The following is a 14,429-nucleotide window of genomic DNA, read 5'->3' as shown; positions in this document are numbered from 1 at the left end:
CCGAGCGCACCTTTCGAGCTACGCTCGGTAGGTGACCCAGTCCAGGAACACGGACCCGTACAGCGACCCACGGGCGTTCTACGGGTCCGAGCTCTGCCGCCTGCGCAGCGAAGCCGGCCTCACGCAGGCGCAGCTCGGCGAACGCGTCTTCTGCTCCGGCTCGTACATCGGGCAGTTCGAGACGATGCTCAGATTGCCACAGCTGGAACTGTCGCAACTGATGGACGATGTGCTGGGAAGCGGCCAACACCTCCAACGTCTCTGCCGTTTGGCGCGCAAGGCGAAGGGCTTCGCGGATTATGCCGTGGATGCGCTGGACCTGGAGCCCCGAGCAAAGGCGATCAGCGAGTACTCGCCCGTGTTGGTGCCCGGCCTCTTGCAGACGGAGGGCTACGCTCACGCCATCACCAGCACTGCGCAGCCGTTCGCCGCATCAGGGACTGTTGAGCATTACGTCCAAGCCCGGATGGAACGTCAGCGGCTTCTGGACGACCCGTCTCACCCGATGCTGACCTCGGTCCTCCAGGAGTCCGTCCTGCGGTCGCACATCGGCGGCAGCACCGTCATGCGGCAACAGATCCAGCACCTGATCGAAATGGCGCAGCGCACACGAGTCGTTATTCAGGTGCTGCCGTTCACCGCCATGAGCGAAGCGTTCATGGACAGCATGGTTTCGCTCATGAACTTCTGCGACAGCCCACCCGTGGTCTATACGGAGGGCGGCCAAACCGGCCGACTCATCGAGGAACCGGGCCTGGTGGAGCACAACGGGCGACTGTATGACCTCGTCAGGACCGCAGCGCTTTCACGCGCAGCGTCCCTCGAGTTCTTCGAGTCGATGGCGAAGGAATACGCGACGCTATGACGGCTGCGTGGCGGCGGACTTCGTACAGCGATGGTACGGGCGGCATGTGCGTCGAAGTCGCCGACAATCTCCCCCACACCGTCCCCGTCCGCGACAGCAAGCGCCCCGAGGGCCCCGCCCTCGTATTCGATCGCGCATCGTGGGCGACCTTCGTCCGTACCCTCAAGCGCCGTAGGCCCTGAACGCGGCAGGGCCGCACCCCGTACGAGACGGGGTGCGGCCCTTCACCGCTCAAGCGGATCCGCTCAGCCGCGGATCAGGTTGCGCAGCACGTACTGCATGATGCCGCCGTTGCGGTAGTAGTCCGCCTCACCGGGGGTGTCGATGCGGACGACCGCGTCGAACTCCACGCCCGTGTCGGTGGTGACCTTGACCGTGCTCGGGGTGGTGCCCTCGTTCAGCTCCGTGATGCCCGCGATGGAGAAGGTCTCCTCGCCGGTCAGGCCGAGCGAGTCGGCCGACTGGCCGGCCGGGAACTGGAGCGGCAGGACGCCCATGCCGATGAGGTTCGAGCGGTGGATGCGCTCGTACGACTCGGTGATGACGGCCTTGACGCCGAGGAGGGCCGTGCCCTTGGCCGCCCAGTCGCGGGACGAGCCGGAGCCGTACTCCTTGCCGCCCAGGATGACCAGCGGGATGCCGGCGCTCTGGTAGTTCTGCGAGGCGTCGTAGATGAACGACACCGGGGCGTCGGCCTGGGTGAAGTCGCGGGTGAAGCCGCCCTCGGTGCCCGGCGCGATCTGGTTGCGCAGGCGGATGTTGGCGAACGTACCGCGGATCATGACCTCGTGGTTGCCGCGGCGCGAGCCGTAGCTGTTGAAGTCACGACGCTCGACACCGTGCTCGGTGAGGTACTTGCCGGCCGGGGTGTCGGCCTTGATGGCACCGGCCGGGGAGATGTGGTCGGTGGTGACCGAGTCGCCCAGCTTGGCGAGGACGCGGGCGCCCTCGATGTCCGTGACGGGGGTGGTCTCCATCGTCATGCCCTCGAAGTACGGGGGCTTGCGGACGTAGGTGGACTCGGTGTCCCACTCGAAGGTGTTGCCGGTCGGGATCGACAGCGCCTGCCACTGGGCGTCGCCCGCGAAGACGTCCTGGTAGGACTTGTTGAACATGTCCTCGCCGATGGCGTTGGCCACGACGTCGTTGACCTCGGCCTCGGAGGGCCAGATGTCCTTGAGGAAGACCGGGTTGCCGTCGGTGTCGATGCCGAGGGCGTCCTTGGTGATGTCCACCTTCATGGAGCCCGCGATGGCGTACGCGACGACCAGCGGCGGGGACGCCAGGTAGTTCATCTTGACGTCGGGGTTGATCCGGCCCTCGAAGTTGCGGTTGCCGGAGAGCACCGAGGTGACGGCCAGGTCGTGGTCGTTGACGGCCTTGGAGACCTCCTCCGGCAGCGGGCCGGAGTTGCCGATGCAGGTGGTGCAGCCGTAGCCGACGAGGTTGAAGCCGACCTTGTCGAGGTAGGGGGTCAGGCCCGCCTTGTCGAAGTAGTCGGTGACGACCTTCGAGCCCGGGGCGAGGGTGGTCTTGACCCACGGCTTGCGGGTCAGGCCCTTCTCGACCGCCTTCTTGGCCACGAGCGCCGCGGCGACCATGACGTAGGGGTTCGAGGTGTTGGTGCAGGAGGTGATCGCGGCGACGGTGACGGCGCCGTGGTCGATCTCGTAGGTCGAGCCGTCGGGGGCGGTGACGGTGACCGGGTTGGTCGGCACGCCGTTGGACGCGGCCGGGGCGTCGGAGGCCGGGAAGGACTCCTCGCCCGCCTCGTCGGCGGTGGAGACGTAGTTGAGGACGTCACGCTCGAACTGCGAGGCGGCCTCGGCCAGGACGATGCGGTCCTGCGGGCGCTTGGGGCCGGCGATGGAGGGGACGACCGTGGAGAGGTCGAGCTCCAGCTTCTCGGAGAAGTCGGGCTCGGCGGCCGGGTCGAGCCAGAGGCCCTGCTCCTTGGCGTACGCCTCGACGAGCGCGACCTGCTGCTCGGAGCGGCCGGTGAGCTTGAGGTACTTCAGCGTCTCGCCGTCGATCGGGAAGATCGCGGCGGTGGAGCCGAACTCCGGCGACATGTTGCCGATGGTGGCGCGGTTGGCCAGCGAGGTGGCGGCGACGCCCTCGCCGTAGAACTCGACGAACTTGCCGACGACGCCGTGCTTGCGCAGCATCTCGGTGATCGTGAGGACGAGGTCGGTGGCGGTGGTGCCGGCGGGGAGCTCACCGGTCAGCTTGAAGCCGACGACGCGCGGGATGAGCATGGAGACCGGCTGGCCGAGCATGGCGGCCTCGGCCTCGATGCCGCCGACGCCCCAGCCCAGCACACCGAGGCCGTTGACCATGGTGGTGTGCGAGTCGGTGCCGACGAGGGTGTCGGGGTACGCCTGGCCGCCTCGGACCATGACGGTGCGGGCCAGGTGCTCGATGTTCACCTGGTGGACGATGCCGGTGCCCGGGGGGACGACCTTGAACTCGTCGAAGGCGGTCTGGCCCCAGCGCAGGAACTGGTAGCGCTCCTTGTTGCGGCCGTACTCCAGCTCGACGTTCTGGCCGAAGGCGTCCTTCGTGCCGAACTTGTCGGCGATGACGGAGTGGTCGATGACCAGCTCGGCCGGGGCCAGCGGGTTGATCTTCGCCGGGTCGCCGCCGAGCTCCTTGACGGCCTCACGCATGGTGGCGAGGTCGACGACGCAGGGGACGCCGGTGAAGTCCTGCATGATCACGCGGGCCGGCGTGAACTGGATCTCCTGGCTGGGCTGGGCCTGCGAGTCCCAGTTGCCCAGCGCGCGGATGTGGTCGGCGGTGATGTTCGCGCCGTCCTCCGTGCGGAGCAGGTTCTCCAGCAGCACCTTCAGGCTGTAGGGGAGGCGGGCGGAGCCCTCGACCTTGTCCAGCTTGAAGATCTCGTACGACTCGTCGCCCACCTGCAGCGTGCTGCGGGCGTCGAAGCTGTTCGCCGACACGACAGTCTCCTTCATGCATGAATTCGCGTACTGCGGCAATCCTGCCGCCCCGACACCGCGCGGATCCGCTAAGGTGTGCCTAAGTTAGGTACGCCTTACTGGCGCGACGGCGGTACGTCTCTCGGCAGATATCTCGATGTCGAGATAACTCTAGTACATCGCTGCGAAACGGTCATGCCCAGATGGGCCGTCCGGTGTCGAAACCTGAGGACATACGGCACGTACCCCTACGGCCGTCCCCTGACTGGCAGCCGCAATCCGGCCCGAGGATGCTGGAGCGTGTCGGACGGCAGGCACGGCACGCGGAGAGCGGAGCGGTACGTGAGGGCACCGAGCGCGGGACGCGGCGGCGTCGGGCGCGGGTGCCTGGGCCACCTGCAGTGGCTGCCCGTCCTCCTGCTCGTCGTAGGTGTCGTCCTCGACTACAACACCCCTCCCCACTTCAGCGCCGAGGCCCTCTACACGGCCGCCCCCATGACGGCCGCCGCGCTGCTGTCGCTGCGCGCGACGGTCCTGGCGGGCCTCGGCGCCTGCGCCGCCGACGCCGCGCTGCTCGTCCACTTCGGCTTCCTCGGGGATTCGGGCGGCCGGAGCGAGCTGGCGGCGGTCGCGACCGTCTCGGCCCTCGCCGTGGTCGTCAGCCGCCTCATGTACTACAGCGACGTGCGGCTGCAGTCCGCACGCCGGGTCGCCCTGGCCGTGCAGCGCGCCGTGCTGCCGGAGCCGCCCGCCTCGATCGGGAACCTGCGGATCGCGGTGCGCTACCAGTCGGCCGTGCAGGACGCCCAGATCGGCGGGGACCTCTACGCGGTGCAGGACACCCCGCACGGCGTGCGCTGCGTCGTCGGCGACGTCCGCGGCAAGGGCATGGAGGCGGTCAAGGCGGTGGACGTGGCGGTGGGGGCGTTCCGGGAGGCCGCCGAGCAGGAGCCCCGGCTCACCGGGACGGCGGGCAGGCTGGACGGGGCGCTGCGGCGGGAGGCGGAGCGGCGGGCGGGCATCGAGCGGACCGAGGGGTTCGTCACCGCCGTCCTGGCCGAGATCCCGCCCTCCGGCGACGCTCTGCGGCTGGTCAACCGCGGCCATCCGGCGCCGCTGCTGCTGCACGGCGGTGCGGTGCGCGCCGTGGAACCGTCCGAGCCCGCCCTGCCGCTGGCGCTGGCGGAGCTGGGCGCCGACGAGGACCGGGCCGACACGGTGCCGTTCCCGCCGGGGACGACCCTGCTGCTGTACACCGACGGCCTCACCGAGGCGCGCAACCGCGCCGGCGTCTTCTACGACCCCGCCGCCCGGCTGTCCGGGCGCGACTTCTCCGGACCGGAGGCGCTGCTCGACGCCCTGCTCGCCGATGTGGGCCGGCACACCGGCGGCTGCATCACCGATGACATGGCGCTGCTGGCGCTCACCCGCGACGAGGGCGCGGAGGACCGGTGACGGTCAGGACCGTGCGGCCCGCCCGTCCTCCACCTCGCGCACGAACTCGGGCACACGCCTGTTGAACAGCTCGACCGGGATGCCGTGGCCGGCGCCGGGGACGATCTGGACGCGCACGTCCGGAATGAGACGGGCCCGCTCCGCCGCGCGGTGGGCGTCATGGACGCGGCTCTCCCCGCCGAGGAGGACGAGGGCGGGAGCCTCCATGGTCGCCAGTTCCTCGTCGGCCATCTCCCGCGGCGGGAGCAGCCGCACCCGGAAGCCGCGCAGCGCCTCCGCGGTGAACCGCACCTGCGCGTCGTTCTCCTCGGCGGGCAGACCGGTACCGCCGATCAGCCGGTTGATCCAGCGGTACCGGAAGCCGTCGGTGCCGATGAGGGAGGCGATGGCGCCGAGCACGAAGCCGGGCCGGATCGGCGCGAGCGCGCGCGGCGGGTCGTAGGCGGTCACCGAGGCGACGCGGCCGGGTGCGCGCGCGGCGTGGTTGAGCGCCACCCAGCCGCCGTACGAGTGCCCCACGAGGTGCGCCCGCTCCAGGCCGAGCCCGGCGAGGACCTCCTCCAGCCAGGCCGCGGTCTCGTCCTGCGTCCGTAGGGGCGCGGTCTGCGTGCTGTACCCCGGCTCCCCCACCCGGTCCACGGCGAACACCCGGCGCCCCTCGGCGAGCGCGGCGACGTGCGGCGCCCACTCGGCGGGGGCGGCGCTCTGGCCGTGGAGCAGGACGACGGGGACACCGTCGCCGTCGGCCCCGTAGGCGTACACCCGGGTGGTCCCGAAGGCGGTCTCGACGTCCCGCTCCTCACGCGGCGCGGGCCAGTACGTCATGGCCCGGTCGTAGGCGGCGAGCACGCGCGTGCGCGCGTCATCGCTGGTGAACGAACTGATCGGAGCACCCATCGGATCCCTCCCCGCCAGCGGCCCCGCGACCGCCTCCGCAACCGATCTTCGCAGGGGGGGCGGTTGGGGGCGCGAGCGGGGTTGGTTCACCAGTTCGGGTGAGCATTGGGCCGAACGGGCGGGGCAGCGGCGGCGATTGCAGTAGATCAGGGACAGTCGTCATGCTGCAGTCACGATGTCCGCAGGAGGACCGATGAGCACACAACCGATGGACCGAGCGCCGCACACGTACTCAGCCGACGACCCCGAAACCGCACTCAAGTACGCGATCCAGCGCGTCAAGGACAACCGTGCGGAGATCGTGGAGGGGGTCATCTCGTTGATGTCACCGAGCTGGGGGCACGAGTCCACAGCCGACCGGATCCGTCGGCAGATCGGGCCCAAGGTGGATGAGCTGGGGTGCATTGCCGGCTCCGGCGACCTGGACCTGCCGGGGACGTCGAACTGGTACATCCCGGGCCTGGCCGTCGTCCCGCAGGACTTGGCGAAGGACACCGGAGCCCTTGTACCCGAGCAGACCCTGCTCGTCGTCGAAGTGACGTCGGAATCCAACGGCGACACCGACCGGATCGTGAAGCGCCGCCGCTACGCCGAGTTCGGCGCCCCGATGTACCTGCTCGTGGACCGCCAGGAGCAGTCGTGCACCCTGTTCAGCGAACCCGGCCGGCTCGGGTACACCAAGGTCAGCGGCCCCCACCCCTTCGGCACGCCCCTCCACCTCCCCGACCCGTTCGACCTCGACCTCGACACGACGGAGTTCTGACCGGTCCGGCCGCCCGGCCCGCCGGCTCACCCCGTCGCCAGGCCAGTCCGCACCAGTTCCACGACCTCCTCGTCCGACAGGCCCAGCGCCCGAGCGTCCGCAACGAGCTCGCGGACCCCCTCGACCAGCCGGGCGCGGCCCGGTGGTGCGGCGCCCGCGGCCACCACGGCCCCGCGGCCGCGGCGGAGTTCGATGAGACCCTCCTCGCGCAGCCGTTGGTAGCCGCGCAGGACGGTGTGGACGTTGACGCCGAGGGAATCGGCGAGGGTGCGGGCGGCGGGGAGGCGTTCGCCGGGGCGTACGGAGCCGTCGGCGATGGCGCCGCGGACGGCGGCGGCGATCTGGTCGCCGAGGGGCAGGGGCGAGCCGGGGTCGAGGCGAATGAGCACGTCAGGCCCCGCCGGTGCGGGCCCGGGCCGCGAGCGCGTCGAGCAGGGCCGCCGCCGTGGCCGCGTCGTCGACGGTGACGACGAATTCGCTGCCGGTGGTCAGCCGGGCCACGACGGCCTCGCCGGAGCGCAGGACGAGGCCGCTGCGGCCGGGCACGACGCGGTAGCCCCAGCCCCCGAGGTCGGCGAGGGGGTCGACGGGGCGGCTGGTCGCCGTTTCGATGCGGTCGAGCGGGATGCGCAGCCGCGGGCGGGGCAGCCAGGGCAGGGACGTGGTCAGGCCGTGGCGGTCGACGGTGACGCGGGCGGCGGAGAAGGCGCAGACCACCAGCCCGCCGACGACCAGACCGACACCGGCGCCCCAGCCGGCGAGGAGGCCGACGGCCGTGCCCGGCAGGACGAGCGCCAGGCCGGCCAGGCGCAGGGGGCGGGAGGCGATGGACCGGGTCCACGTCACGGCCTCGCCGTCACGCAGTTCGAGGCGGGGCGCGACGACGGCTGCCGGTTCGCGCGCGGGCGTCGCGTCCGGACCCGCGAGCAGCCATCCCAGACCGCCCGCCGCGGCGGCGACGGCCAGGGCCACGCCCAGCTCCCACAGCTCCAGCCGGGCTCCGGCCCCGTCGGTGCCGGCCCGTGCGTTGTCGAGGACGAGGGCGCAGAGGAGGTAGCCGAGCAGCCCCGCGAGGGCGTAGCCGAGAGCGACCAGGGCTCTCGTGCGCCCTCCCCTCATGCCGTAGGCGAGCGCCGTGAACAGCACGGTGGGCACGAGCAGCAGTGCGAGAGCGGTGTACGGGAACGAGCCCAGCGCCGTGTAGCCGTCGGCGCGACCGGCGCCGGAGAAGTGCGTGGCCATGGGGTCGGGGAGGCGGTCATGACGCGACAGAAAGACCGTCAGGAAGGCGGCACAGGCGAGCAGATGAGGCAAGACGACGAGCAGCAATCGCCGCCGTTCCTTCGCAATCGACAGCAGTACGTTCATCACACCTCCAAGTTGTTCGCATAGTAGTAGAACAAAGGGGAAACCATGGCGCGAGGGGAAGTAATCTCATATCTGAGATACCGTCTGTCTCATGACAGACGCCTACCTCGGCCGCATCGGCAAGCTCATCCGTGACGCCCGGCAGCACCGTGGCTGGACCCAGTCCCAGCTCGCGGACGCCCTCGGCACGAGTCAGAGCGCGGTCAACCGCATCGAGCGGGGAAATCAGAACATCAGTCTTGATATGATCGCCCGCATCGGCGAGGCGCTCGACAGTGAAATCGTCTCCCTCGGCTACGCCGGCCCGATGCACCTGCGCGTCGTCGGCGGCCGCCGCCTCTCGGGCTCCATCGACGTCAAGACCAGCAAGAACGCCTGCGTGGCCCTGCTGTGCGCCACCCTGCTCAACGCCGGCCGCACGACCCTGCGACGGGTCGCGCGGATCGAGGAGGTCTACCGGATCCTCGAAGTGCTCGCCAGCATCGGCGTCCGGCACCGCTGGATCAACGACGGCAACGACCTGGAGATCATGCCGCCCGCCGAGCTCGACCTGGCCGCGATGGACACCGAGGCCGCCCGCCGCACCCGCAGCGTCATCATGTTCCTGGGCCCGCTGCTGCACCGCATGGACCACTTCAAGATCCCGTACGCCGGAGGCTGCGACCTCGGTACCCGGACGGTCCAGCCGCACATGACGGCCCTGCGCCACTTCGGCCTGGAGATCACGGCCACCGACGGCACCTACCACGCCCGCGTCGACCGTTCGGTCGCACCCACCCGGGCGATCGTGCTGACCGAGCGCGGGGACACCGTCACGGAGAACGCCCTGCTGGCCGCCGCCCGCCACGACGGCGTGACCGTCATCCGCAACGCCAGCTCCAACTACATGGTCCAGGACCTCTGCTTCTTCCTGGAGGAGCTCGGCGTACGCGTCGAGGGCGTCGGCACCACCACCCTCACCGTGCACGGCGTGGCCACCATCGACCGGGACGTCGACTACGCGCCGTCCGAGGACCCGGTGGAGGCCATGAGCCTGCTGGCCGCCGCCGTGGTGACGGAGTCGGAGCTGACGATCCGCCGGGTGCCGGTGGAGTTCATGGAGATCGAGCTCGCCGTCCTGGAGGAGATGGGCCTCGACCACGAGCGCAGCGCCGAGTACCGCGCCGACAACGGCCGCACGCGCCTGCTCGACCTGACCGTGCGCCCCTCCAAGCTGCGCGCGCCGATCGACAAGATCCACCCGATGCCGTTCCCCGGCCTGAACATCGACAACGTGCCCTTCTTCGCGGCCATCGCCGCCTTCGCCCAGGGCCAGACCCTCATCCACGACTGGGTCTACGACAACCGCGCCATCTACCTCACCGACCTCAACCGCCTCGGCGCGGACGTCAAGCTGCTCGACCCGCACCGCGTCCTGGTGGAGGGCCCCACCCGCTGGCGCTCCGCCGAGATGATGTGCCCGCCCGCCCTGCGCCCGGCCGTGGTCGTGCTCCTGGCGATGATGGCCGCCGAGGGCACCTCCGTCCTGCGCAACGTCTACGTCATCAACCGCGGCTACGAGGACCTGGCCGAGCGCCTCAACTCGGTCGGCGCGCAGATCGAGACGTTCCGCGACATCTGACGGCCCGGGTGGGCCCGGGGCGGTGCGTCGTCGCCCCGGGCCGTGCGCGGGCCGTCGCACGACATCACGCGACACCGCACGACGTCCTCCACGGAGTGAGCTTGTCCAGCGCCCGTCGTCCCGTCAGGTCGGTCGCTCCCGGCCGTCCCCTTCGCCCCGGCCGTGTCTGGTACGCCTCCTACGGGTCCAACATGGACCCGGCGCGGCTGCGTTACTACCTGTCCGGAGGGCGGCCGCCCGGGGCGGGGAGGACGTTTCCGGGCAGCCGGGACCGGACGCCGCCCCGGAAGTCGGTGCCGGTCGAGCTGGCCGGGGCGCTGTACTTCGCCACCGAGTCGCCGGTCTGGACCGGCGGCAGGGCCTTCTACGACCCGCAGGCACCCGGGACGGTGCGGGCGTGCGCCCATCTCGTCACCGCGCAGCAGTTCGGGGACATCGCCGCCCAGGAGATGTACGAGCCGCCGGGGGCCGGCCTCGATCTCGCGGTGGTCCTCAGCGAGGGGCGGCACGTGCTGGGGCCCGGGCGCTACGAGACGCTGGTGTGCCCCGGGTATCTGGAGGACGTGCCCGTCCTCACCTTCACCGCCCCCTGGCCGCTGTCGGCGGTGCGCCATACCCGCCCGTCCACCGCCTACCTCCGGCACCTCGCGGCCGGGCTGCGCACGGCGGGTGCGTGGGACGACCGCACGATCGCCTCCTATCTCTCCCGGGCGCCCGGCGCGGCGGGCAACTGGACCGTGGAGCAGATCACGGCCCTGTTTCCCGAGGGGTGACCCGCGAGGGACCCCTCGGGTGGCCCGGTGAGTAGACTGACCGATCGGTTAGGTAACTGACCGGACGGTCAGGCACCGGAGGGGAGCGGAACGTCATGGAACGCACGACGTGTTGCGTGGTGGGCGGGGGCCCGGCGGGGATGATGCTGGGGCTGCTGCTCGCCAGGGCGGGCATCGAGGTCACCGTCCTGGAGAAGCACAAGGACTTCCTGCGGGACTTCCGCGGGGACACGGTGCACCCCTCGACGCTGCGCCTGCTCGACGAACTCGGCCTCGGCGAACGGTTCGCACGGCTGCCGGCCCGCAAACTGCACGAGGTGCGGATGCACGTCGGCGACGACACCGTCATCACCCTGTCCGACCTGCGGCGCATACCGGGCCGGCACCCCTACATCGCCATGGTCCCGCAGTGGGACTTCCTCGATCTGCTGGCGAACGCCGCCGCCGAGGAGCCCTCCTTCACCCTGCGGATGCGTACCGCAGTCACCGGACTGCGCACCGACGGGGGCAGGGTGACCGGTGTGCGGTACGTCGACGAGGACGGCACGCCGGGCGAGCTCGCGGCCGACCTCACCGTCGCCTGCGACGGGCGCGACTCGCTGGTCCGCGTGGCGGCCGGGCTGATACCCGACTACATCGACGTCCCCATGGACGTGTGGATCGTCCGGGTGCCGGCCCAGCGCGACGACTCCAAGGACGGCCGGGTCTTCATGCGCACGCGGGGCCGGCAGTTCGCCGTCACGATGGACCGGGGCGAGTACTACCAGACCTCCTACCTCATCGAGAAGGGCGCGGACGCAACGCTGCGCGCCCGAGGCGTCCAGTGGTTCCGCGACAGCCTCGGCGAGCTCTTCGGCTGGGGCGAGGAGGTGACCGGGACGATCCGTTCCTGGGACGACGTGAAGCTGCTGGAGGTGACCATGGGGCGGCTGCGGCGCTGGCACCGGCCGGGTCTGCTGTGCATCGGGGACGCGGCGCACATCATGTCGCCGACGGGCGGCGTCGGGGTCAACCTCGCGGTGCAGGACGCCGTCGCCGCGGCCCGGATCCTCGCGGAGCCCCTGCGGCGCGGCACGGTCCGCGACGCGGACCTCGCACGGGTCCAGAGGCGGCGCATGCTCCCCGTGGCCGTCACCCAGAAGTCACAACAGGGGGAGCACGAAGCGCTGTTGCGGCCGGTGCTCGCCGGCACCCTCGACCCCGGCCGGCTTCCGCTGCCCATCCGGCTGCTGCGGCGCGTCCCCCTGCTTCCCGTCCTCGCCGGATACCTCGGCGGGGTCGGGATACGCCCCGAGCGGGCGCCCGCCTTCGCGCGGAGGTGAGCGGGGCGCCGGGGCCGGACGGGGGTCAGCCCCGGCGCTCGATCGCGTGCACGGTGAAGGTCACCAGCTCGTCGGCCGCGGCGTCGAGATCGAAGTCCGGGTGGACGAGCCAGTAGGAGATCACGTTGTCGATGGCCCCGCCGATGGCCAGGGCGGTGGTCCGGGTGTCGAACTGCCGCAGCAGGCCCGCTTCCTGGCCCGCGGCCAGCAGGCGGGCCAGGGCCTGCCAGCGGTCGTGGGTGTCGTGGGAGCCCGGCGTCCTCAGCCGTGTGCCGCCCCCGTCGTCGAGCAGCATCTCGGTGATCACCCGGACGTGACGGCGGTTGGCCTGCTGGTAGCCGATCATCGCGCGCACGTAGGCGACGACGGCCGCGACCGGGTCCTGCGCCCGCTCCACCCGCTCGGTGACGTGCGCGAAGAACTGCTCCAGCACGTGGTCCAGCGTCGCCCGGTCCAGGTTGTCCTTCGACGTGAAGTGGTAGAGGACCGCGGCCTTGGAGATGCCGGCCTCTTCCGCGATCGCCGCCAGCGAGGTCGCCGGGTAGCCCCTGTCGGCGATCAGGTCGATGGTGCACTCGACGATCTGCTGCTGCCGGGCGCGTTCGGTGAAGGTCGGACCGGCCGGGCCGGCATTCCGGCGTGAAGCCATCGAAACGCCACCCTCACCTTCGTCCACGGACCCATACCGGCAGCAAAACGTACACCGGGCCGTCCGGTCAGGGCAGCACGGCCACCCCGTCCAGCTCCACCAGCGCCTGCTCGTCCCACAGGCGGGTGGTGCCGACGACCGCCATCGCCGGGTACTCCCGGCCCGCCAGCCGCCGCCAGACCTCGCCCAGTTCGCGCGCGCACGAGCGGTACGCGGCGACGTCCGTGGCGTAGACGGTCACCCGTGCCAGGTGGCGGGGTTCGCCTCCGGCGGCGCGCAGGGCGGCCAGCAGGTTGGCCAGGGCGCGCTCGAACTGTTCCGGAACGCCGCCCGCCACGATGCGGCCGCCGGCGTCGAGCGCGGTCTGGCCTGCGAGGAAGACCAGCCGGTCACCGGTGGCCGTGACGGCGTGGCTGAAGCCGGAGGGCGGGCAGAGCCCGGCGGGGTTGACGCGCCGCAATGTCATGAGCCGCCCTCCTGGTCCTCCGCGCGGACCTTCCCGTGGCCCTTCACGTGGCCCTCCGCGTAGTCCTCCGCGCGGCCCTCCGCGTAGTCCTCCGCGTTCCGGTACAGCTCCCGGGCGATGATCGTGCGCTGGACCTCGGTGGCGCCCTCGTAGATGCGCGGCGCGCGGACCTCCCGGTAGAGGTGTTCGAGGAGGTGGCCGCGGTGGAGCGCGCGGGCGCCGTGGATCTGCACGGCGGCGTCGACGACGTACTGCGCGGTCTCGGTGGCGAAGAGCTTGGCCATCGCCGAGCGCCGGGCGACGCCCGGCTCCCCCGCGTCGTACGCCGCGGCCGCCGCGTGGACCAGCAGGGCGGCCGCCTCGGTGCGGGTGGCCATGTCGGCGAGCGTGTGCGAGACGGCCTGCAGGTCCTTCAACGGACCGCCGAACGCGTGGCGTTCGCCCGCGTGCGCCAGCGCCGCACGGAGGGCGGCCCGCGCCATGCCGACGGCGAAGGCCCCGACGCTCGGACGGAACAGGTCGAGCGTGCCCATGGCGACGCGGAAGCCGCCGCCGACCTCGCCGACGACGTCCTGGCGGCCGACGGGGACGGCGTCGAAGACGAGGGTGCCGACGGGGTGCGGTGCCAGCATCTCCAGCGGCCGGCCCGTGAGGCCGGGGCGGTCGCCCGGCACCAGGAAGGCGGTGACGCCCGAAGCGCCGGCCGCCGGGCCCGTACGGGCGAAGACGGTGTACAGGTCGGCGTCGGGGGCGTTGGAGATCCAGCACTTCTCGCCGGTGAGCCGCCAGCCGCCCCCGGCCGGCTCCGGCTCGGCCCGCAGCTCCAGCGCCGCAGCGTCGGAGCCCGCGCCCGGCTCGCTCAGCGCGAAGGCGGCGACCGCCCGGCCCGCGACGACCGCCGGCAGCCGCCGCGCGCGCTGCCGGGGGCTGCCGTACCGCAGGACCGGGTACGCGCCGAGGCCCTGCAGGGCGAGGGCCGTCTCGGCCTCCGTGCTCTCCTGCGCGAGCGACTCGCGCATCAGGCACAGCTCGGTGGCGCGGACGGGACCGTGCGCCGGCAGCACGCGGGCGAGCAGGCCCAGCTCGCCGAGCGCCTCGACGAGCGGCCGGTTGACGCGCCCGGGGGCGCCCGCGGCGGCCAGCGGGCGCAGCCGCTCCGCGGCGAGCGCACGCAGCTGCGCACACCACTTGCGCTGCTCCCCGTCCCCTGTGAACGGTGTCGTCACCTGGCCCGCCTCCCGTGCGTGAGTTATCGCGCTCTGTTGACTGCCGTCACCAACTCGTTACGCTGACAGTGCATCCGTGTCGCTG

At 71.6% G+C, this 14,429-nt stretch carries 14 protein-coding genes; 7 read left to right on the top strand and 7 right to left on the bottom strand.

What is annotated here, in order from left to right; translation table 11 throughout:
• Positions 1-31: 31 nt before the first annotated feature.
• Complete coding sequence (locus IE182_RS16190; RefSeq protein WP_190110515.1) at positions 32-865, top strand: helix-turn-helix domain-containing protein; 834 nt, start codon at positions 32-34, stop codon at positions 863-865.
• On the top strand, positions 862-1,047 hold the full coding sequence (locus IE182_RS16185) for a DUF397 domain-containing protein (protein WP_190110514.1): 186 nt from the start codon (positions 862-864) through the stop codon (positions 1,045-1,047). The genes IE182_RS16190 and IE182_RS16185 overlap by 4 nt, the downstream gene beginning before the upstream one ends.
• 63 nt (positions 1,048-1,110) lie before the next feature.
• Here the strand turns inward: IE182_RS16185 and acnA are convergent, their stop codons facing one another.
• A complete protein-coding gene (gene acnA / locus IE182_RS16180) occupies positions 1,111-3,825 on the bottom strand; it encodes an aconitate hydratase AcnA (RefSeq protein ID WP_308432115.1) in 2,715 nt (904 codons plus the stop codon).
• 321 nt (positions 3,826-4,146) lie between these two features.
• On the opposite strand from acnA, the gene IE182_RS16175 reads away from it, so the two are divergent.
• The gene (locus tag IE182_RS16175) at positions 4,147-5,259 is read left to right on the top strand and encodes a PP2C family protein-serine/threonine phosphatase (RefSeq protein WP_190110512.1); all 1,113 of its coding nucleotides are present in this window, start codon (positions 4,147-4,149) and stop codon (positions 5,257-5,259) included.
• A gap of 3 nt (positions 5,260-5,262) precedes the next feature.
• Here IE182_RS16175 and IE182_RS16170 read toward each other — a convergent pair whose 3' ends face one another.
• Positions 5,263-6,156 carry an alpha/beta fold hydrolase gene (locus tag IE182_RS16170; protein WP_190110511.1) on the bottom strand — a complete coding sequence of 298 codons (894 nt, stop codon included), beginning with the start codon at positions 6,154-6,156 and terminating at the stop codon, positions 5,263-5,265.
• A 193-nt stretch (positions 6,157-6,349) separates the two neighbouring features.
• Between IE182_RS16170 and IE182_RS16165 the strand changes: the two genes are divergently transcribed.
• Complete coding sequence (locus IE182_RS16165) at positions 6,350-6,919, top strand: Uma2 family endonuclease (protein ID WP_190110510.1); 570 nt, start codon at positions 6,350-6,352, stop codon at positions 6,917-6,919.
• Positions 6,920-6,945: 26 nt separating this feature from the next.
• Here the strand turns inward: IE182_RS16165 and IE182_RS16160 are convergent, their stop codons facing one another.
• Together IE182_RS16160 and IE182_RS16155 are read right to left on the bottom strand one after the other, a co-directional pair.
• Positions 6,946-7,308 carry a GntR family transcriptional regulator gene (locus tag IE182_RS16160; RefSeq protein WP_190110509.1) on the bottom strand — a complete coding sequence of 121 codons (363 nt, stop codon included), beginning with the start codon at positions 7,306-7,308 and terminating at the stop codon, positions 6,946-6,948.
• 1 nt (position 7,309) lies between these two features.
• Positions 7,310-8,287 carry a DUF1648 domain-containing protein gene (locus IE182_RS16155; protein ID WP_190110508.1) on the bottom strand — a complete coding sequence of 326 codons (978 nt, stop codon included), beginning with the start codon at positions 8,285-8,287 and terminating at the stop codon, positions 7,310-7,312.
• A 91-nt stretch (positions 8,288-8,378) separates the two neighbouring features.
• On the opposite strand from IE182_RS16155, the gene IE182_RS16150 reads away from it, so the two are divergent.
• The 3 genes from IE182_RS16150 (at position 8,379) to IE182_RS16140 (ending at position 12,003) form a co-directional block, all read left to right on the top strand.
• Positions 8,379-9,908 carry a helix-turn-helix domain-containing protein gene (locus IE182_RS16150; RefSeq protein WP_190110507.1) on the top strand — a complete coding sequence of 510 codons (1,530 nt, stop codon included), beginning with the start codon at positions 8,379-8,381 and terminating at the stop codon, positions 9,906-9,908.
• A gap of 95 nt (positions 9,909-10,003) precedes the next feature.
• A complete protein-coding gene (locus IE182_RS16145) occupies positions 10,004-10,681 on the top strand; it encodes a histone deacetylase (RefSeq protein WP_373303567.1) in 678 nt (225 codons plus the stop codon).
• Positions 10,682-10,776: 95 nt separating this feature from the next.
• Positions 10,777-12,003: an FAD-dependent oxidoreductase gene (locus tag IE182_RS16140; RefSeq protein WP_190110505.1), complete on the top strand. Its 1,227-nt coding sequence runs from the start codon at positions 10,777-10,779 to the stop codon at positions 12,001-12,003.
• A 25-nt stretch (positions 12,004-12,028) separates the two neighbouring features.
• Here the strand turns inward: IE182_RS16140 and IE182_RS16135 are convergent, their stop codons facing one another.
• From IE182_RS16135 to IE182_RS16125, 3 genes are all read right to left on the bottom strand, one after another.
• Positions 12,029-12,652, bottom strand: coding sequence for a TetR/AcrR family transcriptional regulator (locus IE182_RS16135; RefSeq protein WP_190110504.1), 624 nt, complete (start codon positions 12,650-12,652; stop codon positions 12,029-12,031).
• A 67-nt stretch (positions 12,653-12,719) separates the two neighbouring features.
• A complete protein-coding gene (locus tag IE182_RS16130; RefSeq protein WP_190110503.1) occupies positions 12,720-13,118 on the bottom strand; it encodes a RidA family protein in 399 nt (132 codons plus the stop codon).
• Positions 13,115-14,344, bottom strand: a complete 1,230-nt coding sequence (locus tag IE182_RS16125) for an acyl-CoA dehydrogenase family protein (protein WP_190110502.1) — start codon at positions 14,342-14,344, stop codon at positions 13,115-13,117. Before IE182_RS16125 ends, IE182_RS16130 begins: the two co-directional genes overlap by 4 nt.
• Between the last annotated feature and the right edge of the window lie 85 nt (positions 14,345-14,429).

Origin of the sequence: Streptomyces cinnamoneus, from assembly GCF_014650495.1 — a bacterium.
Classification (GTDB): domain Bacteria; phylum Actinomycetota; class Actinomycetes; order Streptomycetales; family Streptomycetaceae; genus Streptomyces; species Streptomyces cinnamoneus.
This window is presented reverse-complemented; position numbering and strand designations above follow the sequence as displayed.